Source organism: Rhodococcus sp. JS3073 (genome assembly GCF_026810085.1).
Classification (GTDB): Bacteria; Actinomycetota; Actinomycetes; order Mycobacteriales; family Mycobacteriaceae; genus Rhodococcus_F; species Rhodococcus_F wratislaviensis.
In genome coordinates this window covers 7228610-7247418 of the sequence record NZ_CP113951.1, presented here as the reverse complement: position 1 = coordinate 7247418, position 18809 = coordinate 7228610, and the positions used below count along the sequence as shown (strand labels likewise).

Genomic DNA, 18809 nt, shown 5'->3' with positions numbered 1-18809 from the left:
GGGTGACGACGAATCGGAATTACCTGCAAGTAGACGCAAGACACGTGCATCTCGAGCACAATGGTTCACGACCACAAGTCGACAAAATTCAACAACCCGAACACAACTGTCGAGGAGTCAAAAGACATGGCCTTCTCCGTCCAGATGCCAGCGCTTGGTGAGAGTGTCACCGAGGGAACTGTCACGCGGTGGCTCAAGCAGGAAGGAGACACGGTCGAAGTTGACGAACCCTTGCTCGAAGTCTCCACGGACAAGGTGGACACGGAAATCCCGTCTCCCGTGGCCGGCGTTCTCAGCAAGATCGTTGCTCAGGAAGACGACACCGTGGAAATCGGTGGCGAGCTTGCCGTGATCGGCGACGCCGGTGAGGCTCCCGCCTCCGACTCCGCTCCCGCACCCGCCGCCGAAGAGCCCGCCGCAGAGCCGGCTCCCGCCGCGGAGGCACCGGCCGCGGAGGCACCGGCCGCCGAGCCTGCGCCCGCAGCGTCCGGCAACGGTTCCGCCGAGGGCACCGCCGTGAAGATGCCCGAACTGGGCGAATCCGTCACCGAGGGCACCGTCACCCGCTGGCTCAAGGCCGTCGGCGACGAGGTCGCCGTGGACGAGCCGCTCGTCGAGGTATCCACCGACAAGGTCGACACGGAGATCCCGTCCCCCGTCGCCGGTACGCTCCTCGAGATCAGCGCCGAGGAAGACGACACCGTCTCCGTCGGCGGTCAGCTCGCCGTCATCGGTTCGGGTGCGCCCGCCGCCAAGCCGGCCGCGGAACCGAAGCCCGAGCCGACCCCCGAGCCCGCGAAGCCCGCTCCGGCCCCGGAGCCGGCGAAGCCCGAGCCCGCCAAGAGCGCCCCGGCCCCGGCCGCCGCACCGGCAGCGTCCGCGCCTGCTCCCGCAGCCGCCGCACCCGCTCCCGCGGCCACGTCCGGAGACAGCACCCCGTACGTCACCCCGCTGGTGCGCAAGCTCGCCGCGGACAACAAGGTCGATCTGTCCTCGGTGACGGGCACCGGAGTCGGTGGCCGCATCCGTAAGCAGGACGTCCTCGCTGCCGCCGAGGCCAAGAAGGCTCCGGCCGCCGCGGCCGCGCCTGCTGCCGCACCGGCCGCCGCAGCTGCTCCCGCAGCCGCATCCGCCGGGGTCCGCCCGGAACTGTTGCACCTGCGCGGAACCACGCAGAAGGCCAACCGGATTCGTCAGATCACCGCCACGAAGACGCGGGAGTCGCTGCAGACCACGGCGCAGCTCACCCAGACCTTCGAGGTCGACGTCACCAAGATCGCGGCCCTGCGTGCGCAGGCCAAGAACACCTTCCTCGAGCGCGAGGGCGTCAAGCTCACGTTCCTCCCGTTCTTCGCGAAGGCCGTCGTCGAGGCGCTGAAGTCGCACCCGAACATCAACGCCAGCTACGACGAGGCGAACAAGCAGATCACCTACTACGACGCCGAGCACCTGGGCATCGCGGTCGACACCGACCAGGGCCTGCTGTCCCCTGTGATCCACAACGCCGGCGACCTGTCGCTGGCCGGACTGGCCCGCGCCATCGCGGACATCGCCAAGCGCGCCCGCTCCGGTGGGCTCAAGCCGGACGAGCTGTCCGGTGGCACGTTCACGATCACGAACATCGGTAGCCAGGGCGCCCTGTTCGACACCCCGATCCTCGTGCCCCCGCAGGCCGCGATGCTCGGAACCGGCGCGATCGTCAAGCGTCCCGTGGTCGTGACCGACGAGTCCGGCAGTGAAAGCATCGGCGTCCGCTCGATGTGCTACCTGCCGCTCACCTACGACCACCGCCTCGTCGACGGTGCCGACGCCGGCCGCTTCTTGACCACGATCAAGCAGCGTCTGGAGCAGGGAGCGTTCGAGGCCGACCTCGGCCTCTGATCGTCACCGGACTTCGAGCCGAACGTAGTTTCGCAGGGGCACCATTTCCAGCAGGGATGGTGCCCCTGCGCTGTGAAGGAGGCTGTTGCACATGCGAGTGGTCATCGCCGGTTCCTCCGGGCTGATTGGCACCGCTCTCGTCTCGTCTCTCCGCGGCGACGGTCACGACGTCGTTCGCCTCGTCCGCCGGTCGTCCGCGGGCCCCGACGAGTCACGCTGGGATCCGCAGAAGGACCGGATCGACACGGGGATCCTCGCGGACGCCGATGCAGTCGTGAATCTCTGCGGCGTCGGGGTCGGCGACAAACGCTGGACCGGTGCGTACAAGCAACTGATCCGGGACAGCCGCATCGCCGCCACCGACGTCCTCGCCGAGGGTGTCGCCGAGGCCGGGGTGCCCGTGTTCGTGAATGCGAGCGCAGTCGGCTACTACGGCGACACCGGCGACCGGGTCGTCGACGAGACCTCGCCCTCCGGGACGGGTTTCCTCGCGGACACCTGCCGCGACTGGGAGGCCGCGACGGCCCCCGCCGACACCTCGAAGGTCCGGACGGTTCTCCTGCGGAGCGGCATCGTCCTCTCCCCCCACGGCGGCCTGCTCGGCAGGCTGAAGACGCTGTACTCGTTCGGGCTCGGCGGCAGGCTCGGCAACGGACGCCAGTACCTGTCGTGGATCTCGTTGGAGGACGAGGTCGATGCGATCAAGTTCGTCCTCACTCGCGACGACGTCGCCGGTCCCGTGAACGTCACCGGCCCGGCGCCCGTCACCAACGCCCAGTTCAACGGCGCGGTCGCGCGGACGCTGCACCGCCCCGCGCCGTGGATCGTTCCCGGGTTCGCGCTCAGCGCGCTGGTCGGAGAGTTCGCGCAGGAAGGCATTCTGGCCGGACAGCGCGCGATACCCACGGTGCTCGAGAATGCGGGATTCCGGTTCCGGCACAACACCATCGGGGAAGCGCTCGACGCCGCCCTCGTGCGGTGAACCCAGGTCGTGGCGGTGCGGCCGCCGCCCGGGCGTAACCTCTAGCGCATGAGCAGCGCGACACAATCCGCCCGTTTCAGCCCCTCCCCGATTTCTGTCGAACACCTCGGCACGATCGGGTACGTCGACGCCTGGGATCGACAGCGCGAGCTGGCGGCCGAACGCGCCGAGAACGTGGGTACCGACACGCTGCTCCTGCTCGAACACCCGGCCGTCTACACCGCGGGGCGCCGGACCGAACCCGAGGACCGTCCGACCGACGGCACTCCCGTCATCGACGTCGACCGCGGCGGGAAGATCACCTGGCACGGTCCGGGACAGCTGGTGGGCTACCCGATCGTCAAGCTGGCCGAACCGGTCGACGTCGTGCGGTACGTGCGCCGGCTCGAGCAGGCACTGATCACCGTGTGCAGCGACCTCGGCATCGACTGCGGCCGGGTCGACGGCCGCTCCGGTGTGTGGCTGCCTGCGTCCCTCGACAACGGGCAGTGGCTGCCCGAGCGCAAAGTGGCGGCCATCGGGGTGCGGGTCCAGCGGGGTGTCGCACTGCACGGCTTCTCGCTCAACTGCAATTCCGTTCTCACGGGGTTCGACGCGATCATCCCGTGCGGTATCCGCGACGCCGGGGTCACGTCGCTGTCGCGGGAGCTGGGCCGCGACGTCACGGTCGAGGAGGTCACGCCCGCCGTCACGGCCGCCGTCGTCGCCGCGCTCGACGGCGAACTTCCGGTAACCGAACACGACATCGAGCGGGTCACGTTCGACTCCGCCGCCGCCGAGACGACGTCCTCCGCGCCCACCTTCACTACTGTTCAGTACGGTTGACCCCCGCTCCCCGGCCCGCCGGGTGCGACGGGCCGGGCGTACCATCGTCTCCGTGACTGTGGCCCCAGAAGGACGCAAATTGCTCCGCCTCGAGATCCGAAATGCGGAGACTCCGATCGAACGCAAACCGAACTGGATCAAGACGAGAGCGAAGATGGGCCCGGAATACTCCGAGCTCAAAAGCCTCGTCAAACGCGAGGGTTTGCACACCGTCTGCGAAGAAGCCGGCTGCCCCAACATCTACGAATGCTGGGAAGACCGCGAGGCAACGTTCCTCATCGGCGGTGAACAATGCACCCGCCGCTGCGACTTCTGCCAGATCGACACCGGCAAACCCGACGACCTCGACCGCGACGAACCCCGCCGCGTCGCCGAATCCGTCCAGGCGATGGGACTGCGCTACTCCACCATCACCGGCGTCGCCCGCGACGACCTCCCCGACGGCGGCGCCTGGCTCTACGCCGAAACCGTCCGCCTGATCCACCAGCTCAACCCCGGCACCGGCGTCGAACTGCTCATCCCCGATTTCAACGCCAAACCCGACCAGCTCGCCGAGGTGTTCTCCACCCGCCCCGAGGTGCTCGCCCACAACGTCGAAACCGTCCCCCGCATCTTCAAGCGGATCCGGCCCGCGTTCCGCTACCAGCGCAGCCTCGACGTGATCACCGCCGCCCGCGAGGACGACCTCGTCACCAAGTCCAACCTCATCCTCGGCATGGGCGAAACCCCCGACGAGGTCACCCAGGCGTTGCACGACCTGCACGACGCCGGCTGCGACATCATCACCATCACCCAGTACCTGCGCCCCTCCCCCCGCCACCACCCCGTCGAACGGTGGGTCAAGCCCGAGGAGTTCGTCGCGCATTCCAAGACGGCCGAGGAGATCGGATTCGCCGGCGTCATGGCCGGACCCCTCGTCCGCTCCTCCTACCGCGCCGGCCGCCTCTACGCGCAGGCGATGGCCCACCACGGCCGCGAATTGCCTGCAGGACAGGCACATCTCACCGAAAGCGGAGATGCGTCGCAGGAAGCAAGTTCCCTCATGGCGCGGCTCGCGCGCTGACCTCCACGCGTGCGCGGTGGTCGACACCGGACGGGTCATCACCGCGCACGGCCAGGGACGTATCCTGAAAGTATGGCGAACGGCAGTAAATCCGGTAAAGCGGGCAAACCCAGTAAAGAAGCAAAGGCAGCCGCCAAGGCAGCCCGCAGGCAGGCGTCGAAGGAACGCAGAACTCAGCTCTGGCAGGCGTTCCAGATGCAGCGCAAGGAAGACAAGCTGCTGTTGCCGCTCATGCTCGGCACGCTCATCGGACTCGCGGTGGTGTTCTTCCTCGTCGGTCTGATCTGGGGCCTCCAGTGGTTCCTCCTTCCGATCGGCCTCCTCCTCGGCGTGCTCGGAGCGTTCATCATCTTCGGCCGGCGCGTCCAGAAGACGGTGTACGGCAAGGCCGAGGGCCAGGCAGGCGCGGCCGCCTGGGCGCTCGACAACATGCAGGGCTCCTGGCGCGTGACCAGCGCGGTCGCGGGCACCACGCAGCTCGACGCCGTTCACCGCGTGATCGGACGACCCGGTGTCATCCTCGTCGCCGAGGGATCGCCGCAACGCGTGAAGTCGCTCCTGGCCCAGGAGAAGAAGAAGACGGCGCGCCTCGTCGGCGACACCCCGATCTACGACATCGTCATCGGCAACGACGAGGGCCAGGTCCCGCTGTCGCAGCTGCAGAAGCATCTGAACAAGCTGCCGAAGAACATCGACACCAAGCGGATGGACGCCATCGAGTCTCGGCTCGCCGCGCTCAGCAGCCGCGGTGGCGGCGCCGCCCTGCCCAAGGGTCCGATGCCCGGCGGCGCGAAGATGCGTGGCGTGCAGCGCACCATCCGTCGTCGCTAGAAGCCTGTCGCCCCACTACTCCGCCCGATGTCGAACCGACATCGGGCGGAAGACGTTCTGCGGGTCAGCGCGTGCGGATCAGGGCGGTGCCGGTGGCCCGGTCCTGCATGCCGCGACCGTCGATGTCCGTGATGGTCCCGGGCACGACGAACACGAGCAGCGCCTGACGCACCAGAGCCCGGACGAAACCGACCCGGGCGGGCCCGTCCACCCGCGCCACCTGCATGCCCAGGAACAGCTGCCCCGGCGTGAAGGAGAACAGCGACACCGTGGCGACACCGACGACGAACCAGACGAGCAGAGTGAAGGTCGAGAACGGACCCTCGAAGAAGTTGTCGCCGATGATCAGTGCCGCGACACCCGCCGACGACACCCAGTCGATCATCAGAGCGGCGAGGCGGCGTCCTGTGCTCGCGAGTGAACCGGGACCTTCCGCCTGCAAGCCGAGGCGCTCGCCCCGGAAGGACTGCGTCGTCTCGTCCGCGCCGTTCGGCAGTGCAGCCGAGGGTCCGGAAAGCCAAGAACCGGTGATACGTGCCATGCTGTCCAGGATAGGCGTCGCCTCTCGGAGGACCTCACACCGGAGCTTTGGGCTGTGTGCGCAGTCACAGCCGGTGCAAAAGCCCAGGAAGATTCGACGCGTAACACGGGCGAAACAAAGGGTTGACCAGCGGGCAACACCAAGTCCTTACCGTCTGGCTCGACGAATTCGCCAATATCCACTTGGCTGAAGCGACTTAAGGAGCACAAGCGTGGCGTTCACCACGGCCGAAGAGGTCATCAAGTTCATCAAGGACGAGAACGTCGAATATGTCGACATCCGGTTCAGCGACCTGCCGGGCGTGCAGCAGCACTTCTCGATCCCGGCGTCCGCGTTCAACCAGGACGTCTTCGAGGACGGCCTCGCGTTCGACGGTTCGTCCGTCCGCGGCTTCCAGTCGATCCACGAGTCGGACATGATGCTCCTCCCCGACGTCGCCACCGCCCAGATCGACCCGTTCCGCGCGGCCAAGACCCTGAACATCAACTTCTTCGTGCACGACCCGTTCACGCGTGAGTCCTACAGCCGCGACCCGCGTAACGTCGCGCGCAAGGCCGAGGAATACCTGAAGTCGACCGGCATCGCCGACACCGCCTTCTTCGGCGCCGAGGCCGAGTTCTACATCTTCGACTCGGTCCGCTACGACTCCGGCATCAACGGCGCGTTCTACGAGCTCGACTCCATCTCGGGTTCCTGGAACACCGGCAACGACGTGAACGCCGACGGCAGCCCCAACCTGGGCTACAAGGTCCGCCCCAAGGGTGGATACTTCCCCGTCGCTCCGTACGACCACTACGTCGACCTGCGCGACGAGATCTCCACCAACCTGCAGAACGCGGGCTTCGAGCTCGAGCGCGGCCACCACGAGGTCGGCACCGGCGGCCAGCAGGAGATCAACTACAAGTTCAACACGCTGCTCGCGGCCGCAGACGACCTGCAGCTGTTCAAGTACATCGTGAAGAACACCGCCTGGCAGCACGGCAAGTCGGCCACCTTCATGCCGAAGCCGCTGTTCGGCGACAACGGCTCGGGCATGCACGTCCACCAGTCGCTGTGGAAGGACGGCAAGCCGCTGTTCCACGACGAGGCCGGCTACGCAGGCCTGTCCGACATGGCGCGTCACTACATCGGCGGCATCCTGCACCACGCACCGTCGCTGCTGGCGTTCACCAACCCGACGATCAACTCGTACCACCGTCTGGTACCGGGCTACGAAGCCCCCATCAACCTCGTGTACAGCCAGCGCAACCGCTCGGCGGCCGTGCGTATCCCGATCACCGGCAACAACCCGAAGGCCAAGCGCCTCGAGTTCCGCGCCCCCGACTCCTCGGGTAACCCCTACCTGAACTTCGCGGCGCAGATGATGGCCGGCCTGGACGGCATCAAGAACAAGATCGAGCCGCAGGCTCCCGTCGACAAGGACCTCTACGAGCTCCCGCCGGAGGAGGCCCGCAACATCCCGCAGGCACCCACCAGCCTGTCGGCCGTCATCGATCGCCTCGAGGCCGATCACGACTACCTCACCGAGGGTGGCGTGTTCACGTCCGACCTGATCGAGACGTGGATCTCGCTCAAGCGTGAGCAGGAAATCGCTCCGGTCAACCTGCGTCCGCACCCCTACGAGTTCCAGCTGTACTACGACGTGTAAGTCGTCCGCAGCCGCTGACCTGCGTCGGGGCGTTCGGTAGAGCGCCCCGGTCCGCAGTCGGCACGCAGTAGCGTCAGTCGAGCCCATCCACGTTGCGATCACCACACCGATCGCGACGCGGGTGGGCTCTTCCGCGTCCGGCCACCGAGGGCGGCCGAGGTCGTCGGACCGAACCCTCTATGTGTCGCCCTGCCGGCGCACCATCTCGGTGATCCACGCGGGCGCGAACGGAGACGTGCAGCCCGGGGACGTCGGGTAGTCCTTCAGCACCTCCAGGCGCTCACCGATATCGAGTGCGCGGGTGCGGTGCTCGGCGTGCTCGATGCCGATCTGGGCCAGGCAGTGGTTCATCGCCCACTGCAGGCGATCCGGGGCATCTTTCATTTCCGCCTCGATGACGTCGAGCAGTCCCGCGAGGTCGAGGCCCTGCGGCTTCTTCGCCACGCGGTCGGTGGTCAGCGCCCAGCCGGCACTCGCGACCACGGGATCCGGATCGGCGAACCAGGCCAGGCGCAGCTCCTCGGAGTGCGGGTTCTTCTTCACCACGTAGTTCACGAGCCAGTCGTGCACCTTGGGTGCGCGCGCCTCGCGCACCATGGCGTCCAACTCGTCACGCTCGAACGCCCTCGGGCGGCAGATCAGGATTGCCAGCAGTCGCGCCGCGGTGTCACCCGTCTCCCAGAGCCGGCGCGCGAGTTCCTGCTGCGTCTTCAGCCGCTTCGCGAGCGCGCGCAGCTTGCCGAGGTTCACACCGTGATCGTCACCGTGCTTCTCGTTCACCTCGCGTGCCCTCGGGTCCTCGAGCTCGGCCAGCTCGGCCATCACCTCGGCCACCGTCGTCTCGGTCAGCGCCGTCTCGGCCACCTGAGCCTCCTGTTCGTCACATGGGAGATTCAGCCTACGACGGAAGCCGGACGCCGTCGTTTCGTGTGTCCCTCCCCTGCCGCGCGGTCCGGAACCGGCCCGAGCGCCGCGGGTCGCGTCGTATGATCCAGGGAACCGACCGCACGGACCGTTGCGGAACGTGCGGTCGAAGCCTGTCGGGATACTTGCTCCGTTCTCCAGCCCCTCGGGTCGAGAAGCAGGTGGTGCGGGATGTCAGTGCCCACGACGCCGTCCGGCGTGCCGGTTCCGCGCCGTGTGGTGGTCATTCTGCTGCTGGTGATTCCGCTCAGCCAGATCCCGCTCGACATCTACACCCCGGCGTTGCCGCAGATGGTGCTCGACCTGGACGCGTCCGCGGCCGTGGTGCAGAACACGGTGACGGCCTACATGCTGGGGATGAGTCTGGCGTTCATTCCGGTCGGCCTGATCGCGGATGCGGTGGGGCGCAAACGAACTCTGCTGACCTGCCTGGCGATCCTCGTCGTCACCAGCGTGGGATGCGCACTCGTGCAGAACATCACACTCCTGCTCGGTCTGAGGTTCGTGCAGGGTATCGGCGGGTGCGCGTGCCTCGTCCTCGCCTACGCGATCGCCGCCGATTGCTATCGCGGTGCGCGGCTCACGTCCGTCTCCGGTCTCCTCGGGGCCGCGTGGGGGCTGGCGCCCGTTCTCGCACCCGCCGTCGGTGGGGTACTCGTGCAGTTCATCTCGTGGCGTCTGGTGTTCGGGCTGATCGCGCTTCTCGCGGCGCTCGCCGTTCCCCTCGTCGTCGCGGGACTGCCGGAGACGCTTCCGCCGGAACTGCGGGCACCGGTCGACGTGGGCGCCGCGGCGCGGGTGCTGGGTGCGGCTCTGCGTCACCGCATCTTCGTGGGGTTCGTGCTCGTGTTCGGGCTGATGGCGTCCGCTCAGATGGTGTTCGGTGTCGTCGCGCCCTTCCTCTACCAGCAGATTCTGGGGTTCTCCCCGGCCGCCTACGGTGCGGTGGCGCTGGTCGTGGGCGGCGCCAACCTCCTCGGCGAACTCGCCTGCAGCGCGCTGGCTGTTCGGGTCGGCACACGCCGGCTCGCGTTCGGCGCGTGGTGGGTGTTCGTTTCGGGCGCACTCGTGCTCACCGTCACGGCCGGGCTGTCCGTCGTCACCGCACCGGCCATCACGATCGGCGCCTGCCTCGCGCTCGCGGGATGCGGGGTGCTCTGCCCGCAGATGTACGGGCTGGCCCTCGGACTGTTCACCCGCAACCTCGGACTGATCGGCGGCGTCGTCACGGCGGCCTGCTATCTCGTCGTCAGTGCGGCGATGGCCGTCGCCGGAGTGTTGCCGGAGAACAGCCAGGCACCGTTGGGTTGGCTGTACCTGACCCTGGGCGCGGGAGCCGGGGTCCTGCTGCTGCTCACCACATCGACCCGGCGGTCCCAGGGTTCCTCCGCCACCGCGCCCGCATCACGACCAGAACGGAGGTGACCTCACGTGCCGCACTCACACCCGCGCAGCCCTGCCGCGTCCCCGGTGTCGGTGATCTTCCAACGCCGGATCGACGACGCGAGTTACGCCGACTACGCACGGTGGCAGAAGCACGCGGCGGAAGCCCTCGCGACGGTTCCGGGTTTCATCGATCAGGACATCGTGCCGCCGTCGCCGCCCGTGCAGGACGACTGGGTGGACGTGCTGCGGTTCGCCACCATCGAGGACGCCCGCGCATGGCTGGACAGCGACCTCCGGACGGAACTCGTGGCGGAGATCAAGCACGCCTTCATCGGCAACGAGGACGTCCACCTGCTCACCGGCGAGCAGACCCGGGAGCAGTCGGCGACGTCGGTGGTCATCTCCTGTCACGTCGATCCCGAGGACGAGTCGGCGTTCATGGACTGGCAGCGCAAGATCTCCGCCGCCGAGGCAGGGTTCCGGGGTTTCCGTGGGCACAAGGTCGAGAGGCCGGTGCAGGGGATCACCGAGGACTGGACGATCGTGCTGAGCTTCGACACGGAGGACAATCTCGCGTCGTGGATGGATTCACCCGAGCGGGCCGCCCTCCTGAGGGAAGGCGAGAAGTTCAACAAGAATCTCCGAATCCGCAAAGCGAGCTACGGTTTCGACTTCTGGTTCCGCGGCGCGGGCGGCGACGAGCCGCCCCCGGTGCCCGTCGCCCGAAGCAATCTCCTGGCGCTGCTGGTGCTGTATCCGCTGGTGGTGATCTGGGGCCATTTCGTCAGTGCACCGTTCATCGAGGCGCACGGGGTTCCGATCGCCGTGGCCCTGTTTCTCGCGAACCTGGTCACCACCCAGATCCTCGGCTGGTGGGCGGTTCCGGCGGCGTTCAAGGTGTTCGGGTGGTGGATGGACCCGGCGATCTCCCCCCGCCGGCGGAATCTCGGTTACGCCGTGATGATCGCGCTGTTCGGGATTTCGATCGCCGTGTGCACCCTGCTGTTCATGATCCCGACCACGTAACAGACTTTCCGATTCACCTGCGCGATGTTCGGGTACATAGCACTGTGAAGGACCGAGGTCTGTTTTCACATCTGGAGAAAGGTGTTCACGGTTGGACATGCAGCAACTGTGGGACTTCGTCTCCGCCCGCAAGCAGCAACTGGTCACCGACTCGTTCCTGCACGTCAGCGCCGTCGTGCAGTCGGTGGTGATCGCCACGATCGTCGCGGTGGCGATCGGGATCCTCGTGTACCGCAGTCCGGCGGGCTCCTCGATCGCCACCGCACTCGCGAGCACGATCCTCACCATCCCGTCGTTCGCTCTGCTCGGCCTGCTGATCCCGATCCTCGGCCTCGGTGTCGCCCCCACCGTCACCGCTCTCGTGCTGTACGCGCTGCTGCCGATCATCCGGAACACCATCCTCGGACTCGCCTCCGTCGACCCCGCGGTCACCGACGCCGCCCGGGGCGTCGGAATGAGCCGCACGACGGTGCTGAGCAGGATCGAACTCCCGCTGGCCTGGCCGTCGATCCTGACGGGCATGCGGGTGAGCACGCAGATGCTGATGGGCATCCTCGCGATCGCCGCCTACGCCAAGGGTCCCGGGCTCGGCAACCTCATCTTCTCGGGACTGTCCCGCGTCGGCAGCCCGACCGCGATACCGCAGGCCCTCACGGGGACCGTTCTCATCGTGATCCTCGCCCTCGTACTCGACGGCGTCCTCGCCGTCATCGGCCGACTCACCACCTCCAGGGGGATCCGTGACTGACCTCGATACACCGCACACCAACGGAGGCACCGTCTCGGGAGTGGACATCGTCCTCGAGGACGTCGTCAAGAGCTACCCGGGCCAGGAGAAGGCGGCCGTCGACAACGTGTCGATGCGCATCCCCGCCGGGGAGATCGTGGTTCTCGTCGGCCCGTCCGGCTGCGGCAAGACCACTACCATGCGCATGATCAACCGGCTCATCGAACCGACGTCGGGGCAGATCACGATCGGCGGCAAGGACGCCCTGTCCATCGACCCGGACAAGTTGCGGCGAGGCATCGGCTACTCGATTCAGCAGGCCGGACTGTTCCCGCATCTCACGATCGCCAAGAACGTCGGTACGGTCCCCGGTCTGATCGGCTGGGACAAGAAGAAGATCGCCGACCGCACCGACGAGATGCTCGACCTCGTCGGACTCGAACCCGACCTCTACCGCGAGCGCTACCCCCGGCAGTTGTCGGGCGGTCAGCAGCAGCGGGTCGGGGTGGCGCGGGCGCTGGCCGCCGATCCCCCGGTGCTGCTCATGGACGAGCCATTCGGCGCGGTCGACCCGATCACGCGCGGACTGCTGCAGGACGAGTTGATGCGACTGCAGTCCGATCTCGGCAAGACGATCGTCTTCGTGACGCACGATTTCAACGAGGCGGTCAAGCTGGGTGATCGGATCGCAGTCCTGGGCAACCAGTCTCACATCATGCAGTACGACACTCCGGATGCGATCCTCGCCCATCCTGCCAACGACATGGTGGCCGGGTTCATCGGCGCGGATGCGTCGCTGAAGCAGCTGACGCTCACCCGGGTGGCGGAGGTCGAACTCCTCGACTGCCCCACCGCGTACGAGGACGGCTCGGTGGACGATCTGCGGGCGGCGATCGCACCCCGCAAGATCAAGTGGGGCGTCCTCCTGGACGCGCGGGACCGACCGACCCACTGGGTGTCGTTGCGGCATCTGGCCAATGCCACCTCGCTGCGCGGCATCGGCGACCCGATCGAAGAGGTGGTGTCCACCCAGTCGACGCTGCAGGACGCCCTCGAAGCGCTCCTGGCGGAGAGCAGTGCGTCGACGATCGTCACCGGCCGGCGGGGCGAATACCGCGGCCTGATCACCATCGACACACTGGTAACGCACCTGTCCGCGATGCGTGAGGAACACGCGCACGACGACGAAGACAGCGAGCCGAAGCAGAACGGGGCGAGCGAGGGCGGGACACCGTCATGACGGCTGCCGTCGCCACGAAGCCCACCGCACCTGCCGCCCGGCGGTCGGAGCGGGCCCGGTTGCTGGTCCAGCCGGTCATCGTCGTGATCCTGGTGGTGGGTGTGCTCGCCTGGGCCTTCAACCGCGAACTCACCGCCACGCAGAAGGGCAGTCTCAACGCCGCCAACATCGCGACCCTGACGTGGCAGCACGTGCTGATCACGGTCGCGGTGGTCGCGATCGTCGTCGTCATCGCGGTTCCGCTGGGGATCCTGCTGACGCGGCCCGGGTTCACCAAACTGGCACCGATCTTCCTCGGCATCGCCAACATCGGACAGGCCGCGCCGGCGATCGGACTGCTGGTGCTGCTCTTCCTGGCGACGGGGACCACCGGATTCTGGATCGGCGTGCTCCCCATCGCGTTCTACTCGCTCCTGCCCGTTCTCCGGAACACGATCCTGGGTCTGCAGGAGGTCAATCCCGCCGTCATCGACGCCGGGCGCGGACAGGGCATGACCGCCGGTCTCGTCCTGCGCAAGGTCGAGTTCCCGCTCGCCGTCCCGTACATCCTCGCGGGACTGCGCACGTCGCTCGTGCTTGCCGTGGGCACCGCGACACTCAGTTTCCTCGTCAGCGCCGGCGGTCTGGGGATCCTCATCGACACCGGATACAAGTTGCGCGACAACGTGACCCTGGTGGTGGGGGCCGTGCTCGCGGTCGCGCTGGCGCTGCTCGTCGACTGGTGCGGTGCCCTGGCCGAGGAGTTCCTCGGCCCGAAGGGGCTGCGCTGATGAACCACCTCCGGAAGGCGATCGCCGCGACGGCCGTGACACTGTGCGGGATCCTCGCAGCGTCCTGCGGCCTCGAATCCGGTGGCGCCCTGCCGCTGTCGGTGGAACCGGGCAGCATCCAGCCGGTACCCGAACTCGAGGACGTCAAGATCACCGTCGGTTCCAAGGATTTCACCGAGCAGGTCACCCTCGGGTACATCATCGAGTTCGCGCTCAGTGCTGCCGGCGCCGACGTGCGTGACCTCACCAACATCCAGGGGTCCAACAGCACGCGGGACGCCCAGCTGGACGGGCAGATCGACGTCACCTACGAGTACACCGGGACCGGGTGGATCAACTACCTCGGCAACGAGATCCCGATCCCCGACCCGACCGCGCAGTTCGAGGCGGTCCGCGACGAGGACCTCGACAGCAACGGGATGGTGTGGGTGGATCCTGCCCCGATGAACAACACGTATGCACTCGCGATGAGCAGGCAGACCGCCGAGGAAACCGGGATCACCACCCTGTCGGAGTATGCGGATCTGGTCAACCGCGACCCCGCCGCGGCCACGACCTGCGTCGAAACCGAATTCAACGTCCGGCAGGACGGGTTCCCGGGTATGGCCGCGAAGTACGGCTTCGACCCCGCCCGCGCGAACCGCCAGATCCTGCAGACCGGCATCATCTATCAGGCCACCGCGGACGGGACGCAGTGCAAGTTCGGCGAGGTGTTCACGACGGACGGCCGCATCATCGCGCTCGATCTGGTGCTGCTGGACGACGATCGCCAGTTCTTCCCGAAGTACAACCCGGCGATCACGATGCGCAAGGATTTCGCCGAGGCGCACCCGCAGGTGGCGGAGGTGATGGCCCCGATCTCCGCGGCGCTGACCAACGAGGAGATCACCGAACTGAACCGGCGGGTCGACGTCGAGGGCGAGGAACCGGCGGACGTGGCCCGGGACTGGCTGGTGGAGAAGGGCTTCGTCACGCTGCCGTGACGGTCAGCTGCCGAGGGCGATCTTCGCGATCAGGCCTCGATGATCCGAACCCCTCAGGACCACCGATTCCACGGACTCCGCCTGCGCTCCGCTCGTGACGATGTGATCGATCGCGATCATCGGCGGGAACGGCTGCCGGTCGGCGGGGTACGTGTTCTGGATTCCGGCACCCACCTGGTCGGCGGCATCGCGGTAGCGTCCGGTCACGAGGTTGCGGTACTTCACGTGGTCACGGGTGGAGTTGAAGTCGCCGCTGACGATCACGGGTCCCGAATCGGCGGGGACGGCGTCGAGAATGGTTTTGATGCGGTCCATCTCGCGCGACCACAGCGACGGATCCGACGGCCACGGCGGAACCGGATGGAACGCGTACAGCGCCGTGCTCGCACCGTCCGGGAGTTCCACCCGGGCCGACAGCGCGGACAGGACGAATTCCGAGTGGTGGACCTTGTCGGTCAGCGGGTACCGGCTCCAGATCCCGGTTCCCTCGCCGCCACTGCCGGGCACGAGGAACGAGAACGGCAGCGTCGATTCGATTCCCGCGGCCACCAACCGGTCGACGGCCTCCGGTGTGAGTTCGTTGGTGGTGAGCACGTCCACATCGTTGTCCCGGATCTGCCGGATGAGGGAGTCCGCGTCGGCGTTCCCCAGCCAGATGTTGGCCTGCATCACCGTCAGTTCCGGCCCGGACGCCGTCACCGAACTGTTCGCCACGTACAGCGGGCCCTGCGACAGGGTGGCCACCGCGGCCACGGCCAGCGCGACCCCGAAACCGATCCAGTGCCGGGTGATTCCCAGCAACAGCACCCCGACCGCGGCGGCCGCCATCAGGTACGGCGCCGCGGACGCCAGCACGAGCAGGCGCTGGTTCTGGACGTCGAGGAACCTCAGCACGACGCCGAAGACACCGACGAGCACCGCGAGCCACCCGAGGGCCGTCAGTGCCCGCACCCCCCAGGCGGCGATCACTCCCCGAAGACTCTCTCCACCACAGCCTTGGCCCGCCGGGTCACCCGCAGGTAGTTGTCGAGGAACTCGCCGGCATCGCCGCCACCCCAACCGGCGATCTGCGCGACCGCGGACAGCACCCGGCCCGAACCGGGCAGCTGATCGGTGGCCTTGCCGCGGACGAGCACGAGGCAGTTGCGTGCCTTCGTCGCCGTGATCCACGCGTCACGCAGCAGTTCGACGTCGGACTCGCTGAGCAACTCGGCCGCGCCGATCGCGTCGAGTGTCTCGAGAGTCGACGTGTTGTGCAGCGACTCGATCTCGTGGGCGTGCCGGAGCTGGATCAGCTGCACGGTCCATTCGATGTCGGCGAGGCCGCCGCGCCCGAGCTTGGTGTGCGTCGCCGGGTCGGCGCCGCGCGGCAGCCGCTCCGAGTCGACGCGAGCCTTGATGCGCCGGATCTCGCGGACCGCCTGCTCCGACACCCCGCCCTCCGGATAGCGGGTCTTGTCGATCATGTGCAGGAAGCGCAGGCCCAGATCGGCGTCGCCCGCGACGTGATGCGCGCGCAGCAGTGCCTGGATCTCCCACGCCTGCGCCCACTGCGCGTAGTACGCCTCGTAGGACGCCAGTGTGCGCACCATCGGGCCGCTGCGACCCTCCGGCCGCAGGCCCGTGTCGACCTCGAGCGGCGGATCGGTGCTGGGCGCGCCGAGCAGGGCCCGCACCTTGTCGCCGATGCTGTTGGCCCACTTGACGGCGACCGTCTCGTCGATCCCCTCGCGCGGCTCGCACACGAAGAGCACATCCGCGTCGGAGCCGTAGCCGAGCTCACCGCCGCCGAGCCTGCCCATGCCGATCACCGTGAACGTCGCGGGGGCGGGTGTGCCGAGTTCCTTCTCGCTCGCCTTGGTCACGGCCGCCAGGGCGGCATTGAGCACGGCCGCCCATACGGACGACAGCGCCTTGCACACGCCCGGCACGTCGAGCATGCCGAGGATGTCCGCGGAGGCGATACGGGCCAGCTCGTACCGGCGCAGAGAGCGCGCCGCCGCGATCGCGCGGGCAGGGTCGTCGTGGCGTGCCGAGGCCGTCAGGATGCCGCGGGCGACGTCCTCCGGCTTCGACTCCAGCAGTCGCGGCCCGGCAGGCGAATCCGCGAACAGGCGCACCACGTCGGGCGCCTTGATCAGCAGGTCGGGGACGTAGGCCGAGGATCCCAGGACCGTCATCAGCCGCTCGGCGACCGAGGCCTCGTCACGCAGCAGCCGGAGGAACCAGGTCTGATCGGTCATCGCGTCCGACAGCCGCCGGTACGCGAGCAGGCCCGCATCGGGATCCGGTGTGTCGGCGAGCGATTCGAGGAGTGTCGGCAGCAGCAGCGCCTGAATGCGGCCCTTGCGGGACGCGCCGCTGGTGAGTGCGGTGAGGTGCCCGAGCGCGTTCTCCGGGGCGGTGTAGCCCAGCGCCGCCAACTGGCGGATGGCCGCGTCCGGGCTCAGCCGCAGCGCCTCCTTGTCGATGCGCGCCACCGATTCGAGCAGCGGCCGGTAGAACAGCTTGGCGTGCAGGCGCCGCACGCGGTGCGAGTTGCGTTTGATCTCCGCGTTGAGAACGCCGAGTGCGTCCTTGCTGCCGTCGGGCCGCATGTGCGCCGCGCGAGCCAGCCAGCGCAGCGCCTCCTCGTCGTCGGCGGGCGGGAGGGTGTGCGTGCGCCGCAGCTTCTGCAACTGCAGCCGGTGCTCGAGCAACCGCAGGAACTCGTAGGACGCAGCGAGATTCGCGGCGTCGTCGCGGCCCACGTAGCCGCGGGCGGCGAGAGCGGTCAGCGCGTCGATGGTGCTCTGGACGTGCAGCGCCTCGTCCGCACGCCCGTGCACGAGCTGCAGGAGCTGGACGGCGAACTCGACGTCGCGCAGACTGCCGCGGCCCAGTTTCAGTTCACGTTCGCGGAGTTCCGGCGGAACCATCTCCTCCACCCGGCGGCGCATCGCCTGCACCTCGGGAACGAAGTCCTCGCGCTCCGACGCGGTCCACACCATCGGGCTGAGGGCGTCGACGTACTGCTGTCCGAGCGCGGCGTCGCCGATCATCGGGCGGGCCTTGAGCAGCGCCTGGAACTCCCAGGTCTTGGCCCAGCGCTTGTAGTACGCGACGTGGGACTCGAGGGTGCGGACGAGTTCCCCGCGCTTACCCTCCGGCCGCAGCGCGGCGTCCACGTCGAAGAAGGCCGAGGACCCGATGCGCATCATCTCGCCGGCGATCCGGCTGGCGATCGCGTCGGCGGGTTCGGCGACGAAGACCACGTCCACGTCGCTGACGTAATTGAGTTCGCGGGCACCGCACTTGCCCATGGCGATGACGGCCAGCCGCACAGGGCACGGCGCGTCCGGGCACACGGCTGCGACGGCCACCGCTAGGGCGGCGTTGAGCGCGGCGTCCGCCAGGTCGGACAGCTGATGCCCGACGGTCTGGTACGGAAGTACCGGTTCGTTCTCGACAGTCGCCGCGAGATCGACGGCGGCGAGCAGCATCAGCTCGTCGCGGTACGCCTTGCGCAGCGCCGCAATGGCATCGGGTCCGGTGACCTTCGCCCGGTAGAGGTTGGCGTCCGGGTGGGCGCCCTCCTCGGGTTCGGCGCCGACCGCTGCCATCATCGTGGCGGTCGCCTCGTCCTTCGACGGGAGGCGGACGTCGCCGGCGAGGATCTTCCACGACGAGGGATCCGCGACCAGGTGGTCGCCGAACGCGCTGGACGCGCCGAACAGACCGAACAGCCGGCCGCGCAGACCCTTGTCGGTGCGGAGCGCCGCATCGAGTTCGGCCCAGCCCTCGCCGAGACCTTCCTTCAGGCGCACCAGGGTGCGGAGGGCGAGGTCGGCGTTCGCGGCCCGCGACAACGACCAGAGCAGTTCGATGCTGTCTTCACCGACCCAGCCCAGATCGCGGAGTTCGGACGGAGCGGTCGGCTCGACGAGACCCAGACGACCCGGACCGGGAACGGCAGAACGCGCTGCCGGAGGCTTCACCATGC

The 18809-nt window shown here is 68.0% G+C and carries 16 protein-coding genes; 12 read left to right on the top strand and 4 right to left on the bottom strand.

All coding sequences use genetic code 11. The features are described 5' to 3' along the window. Window positions 1-126: 126 nt before the first annotated feature. The 5 genes from sucB (at window position 127) to OYT95_RS33060 (ending at window position 5582) form a co-directional block, all read left to right on the top strand. The gene (gene sucB / locus OYT95_RS33080) at window positions 127-1881 is read left to right on the top strand and encodes a 2-oxoglutarate dehydrogenase, E2 component, dihydrolipoamide succinyltransferase (protein ID WP_268790128.1); all 1755 of its coding nucleotides are present in this window, start codon (window positions 127-129) and stop codon (window positions 1879-1881) included. Window positions 1882-1972: 91 nt separating this feature from the next. Beyond that, a complete protein-coding gene (locus OYT95_RS33075; protein ID WP_037226582.1) occupies window positions 1973-2863 on the top strand; it encodes a TIGR01777 family oxidoreductase in 891 nt (296 codons plus the stop codon). A gap of 48 nt (window positions 2864-2911) precedes the next feature. Beyond that, window positions 2912-3688, top strand: coding sequence for a lipoyl(octanoyl) transferase LipB (lipB, locus tag OYT95_RS33070; protein WP_268790127.1), 777 nt, complete (start codon window positions 2912-2914; stop codon window positions 3686-3688). A 52-nt stretch (window positions 3689-3740) separates the two neighbouring features. Further along, entirely contained in the window at window positions 3741-4751 is a 1011-nt protein-coding gene (gene lipA / locus OYT95_RS33065) for a lipoyl synthase (protein WP_128642411.1), read from the top strand. A 72-nt stretch (window positions 4752-4823) separates the two neighbouring features. Further along, window positions 4824-5582: a DUF4191 domain-containing protein gene (locus OYT95_RS33060; protein ID WP_005247752.1), complete on the top strand. Its 759-nt coding sequence runs from the start codon at window positions 4824-4826 to the stop codon at window positions 5580-5582. A 64-nt stretch (window positions 5583-5646) separates the two neighbouring features. Here OYT95_RS33060 and OYT95_RS33055 read toward each other — a convergent pair whose 3' ends face one another. After that, on the bottom strand, window positions 5647-6123 hold the full coding sequence (locus tag OYT95_RS33055; RefSeq protein ID WP_037226578.1) for an RDD family protein: 477 nt from the start codon (window positions 6121-6123) through the stop codon (window positions 5647-5649). A 211-nt stretch (window positions 6124-6334) separates the two neighbouring features. Here OYT95_RS33055 and glnA point away from each other — a divergent pair, with 211 nt between their 5' ends. Then, the gene (glnA, locus tag OYT95_RS33050; protein ID WP_005247755.1) at window positions 6335-7771 is read left to right on the top strand and encodes a type I glutamate--ammonia ligase; all 1437 of its coding nucleotides are present in this window, start codon (window positions 6335-6337) and stop codon (window positions 7769-7771) included. Between the two features lie 177 nt (window positions 7772-7948). On the opposite strand, the gene OYT95_RS33045 is transcribed toward glnA, so the two are convergent. Beyond that, entirely contained in the window at window positions 7949-8635 is a 687-nt protein-coding gene (locus OYT95_RS33045) for a DNA alkylation repair protein (protein WP_037226576.1), read from the bottom strand. Between the two features lie 231 nt (window positions 8636-8866). Between OYT95_RS33045 and OYT95_RS33040 the strand changes: the two genes are divergently transcribed. From OYT95_RS33040 to OYT95_RS33015, 6 genes are all read left to right on the top strand, one after another. Beyond that, window positions 8867-10120, top strand: a complete 1254-nt coding sequence (locus OYT95_RS33040) for a multidrug effflux MFS transporter (RefSeq protein ID WP_037226574.1) — start codon at window positions 8867-8869, stop codon at window positions 10118-10120. 6 nt (window positions 10121-10126) lie between these two features. Beyond that, window positions 10127-11107, top strand: coding sequence for an antibiotic biosynthesis monooxygenase (locus tag OYT95_RS33035; RefSeq protein WP_268790126.1), 981 nt, complete (start codon window positions 10127-10129; stop codon window positions 11105-11107). A 97-nt stretch (window positions 11108-11204) separates the two neighbouring features. After that, window positions 11205-11855, top strand: a complete 651-nt coding sequence (locus tag OYT95_RS33030; protein WP_005254252.1) for an ABC transporter permease — start codon at window positions 11205-11207, stop codon at window positions 11853-11855. After that, entirely contained in the window at window positions 11848-13074 is a 1227-nt protein-coding gene (locus OYT95_RS33025; RefSeq protein WP_268790125.1) for an ABC transporter ATP-binding protein, read from the top strand. The genes OYT95_RS33030 and OYT95_RS33025 overlap by 8 nt, the downstream gene beginning before the upstream one ends. Then, on the top strand, window positions 13071-13844 hold the full coding sequence (locus OYT95_RS33020) for an ABC transporter permease (protein WP_037226569.1): 774 nt from the start codon (window positions 13071-13073) through the stop codon (window positions 13842-13844). Before OYT95_RS33025 ends, OYT95_RS33020 begins: the two co-directional genes overlap by 4 nt. Then, window positions 13844-14827, top strand: a complete 984-nt coding sequence (locus tag OYT95_RS33015; RefSeq protein WP_037226567.1) for a glycine betaine ABC transporter substrate-binding protein — start codon at window positions 13844-13846, stop codon at window positions 14825-14827. Before OYT95_RS33020 ends, OYT95_RS33015 begins: the two co-directional genes overlap by 1 nt. Window positions 14828-14830: 3 nt before the next feature. Here OYT95_RS33015 and OYT95_RS33010 read toward each other — a convergent pair whose 3' ends face one another. Continuing rightward, the gene (locus OYT95_RS33010) at window positions 14831-15796 is read right to left on the bottom strand and encodes an endonuclease/exonuclease/phosphatase family protein (protein ID WP_268790124.1); all 966 of its coding nucleotides are present in this window, start codon (window positions 15794-15796) and stop codon (window positions 14831-14833) included. Further along, entirely contained in the window at window positions 15793-18807 is a 3015-nt protein-coding gene (locus OYT95_RS33005) for a bifunctional [glutamine synthetase] adenylyltransferase/[glutamine synthetase]-adenylyl-L-tyrosine phosphorylase (RefSeq protein WP_112299531.1), read from the bottom strand. Before OYT95_RS33005 ends, OYT95_RS33010 begins: the two co-directional genes overlap by 4 nt. Window positions 18808-18809: the final 2 nt, after the last annotated feature.

Bases quoted from the DNA above. Each gene is read 5' to 3' on its own strand.
- OYT95_RS33060 (WP_005247752.1), top strand. From the start codon at position 4,824: ATGGCGAACGGCAGTAAATCCGGTAAAGCGGGCAAACCCAGTAAAGAA.
- OYT95_RS33020 (WP_037226569.1), top strand. From the start codon at position 13,071: ATGACGGCTGCCGTCGCCACGAAGCCCACCGCACCTGCCGCCCGGCGG.
- sucB (WP_268790128.1), top strand. From the start codon at position 127: ATGGCCTTCTCCGTCCAGATGCCAGCGCTTGGTGAGAGTGTCACCGAG.
- OYT95_RS33055 (WP_037226578.1), bottom strand. From the start codon at position 6,123: ATGGCACGTATCACCGGTTCTTGGCTTTCCGGACCCTCGGCTGCACTG.
- OYT95_RS33040 (WP_037226574.1), top strand. From the start codon at position 8,867: ATGTCAGTGCCCACGACGCCGTCCGGCGTGCCGGTTCCGCGCCGTGTG.
- OYT95_RS33075 (WP_037226582.1), top strand. From the start codon at position 1,973: ATGCGAGTGGTCATCGCCGGTTCCTCCGGGCTGATTGGCACCGCTCTC.
- OYT95_RS33015 (WP_037226567.1), top strand. From the start codon at position 13,844: ATGAACCACCTCCGGAAGGCGATCGCCGCGACGGCCGTGACACTGTGC.
- lipB (WP_268790127.1), top strand. From the start codon at position 2,912: ATGAGCAGCGCGACACAATCCGCCCGTTTCAGCCCCTCCCCGATTTCT.
- OYT95_RS33030 (WP_005254252.1), top strand. From the start codon at position 11,205: ATGCAGCAACTGTGGGACTTCGTCTCCGCCCGCAAGCAGCAACTGGTC.
- OYT95_RS33005 (WP_112299531.1), bottom strand. From the start codon at position 18,807: ATGGTGAAGCCTCCGGCAGCGCGTTCTGCCGTTCCCGGTCCGGGTCGT.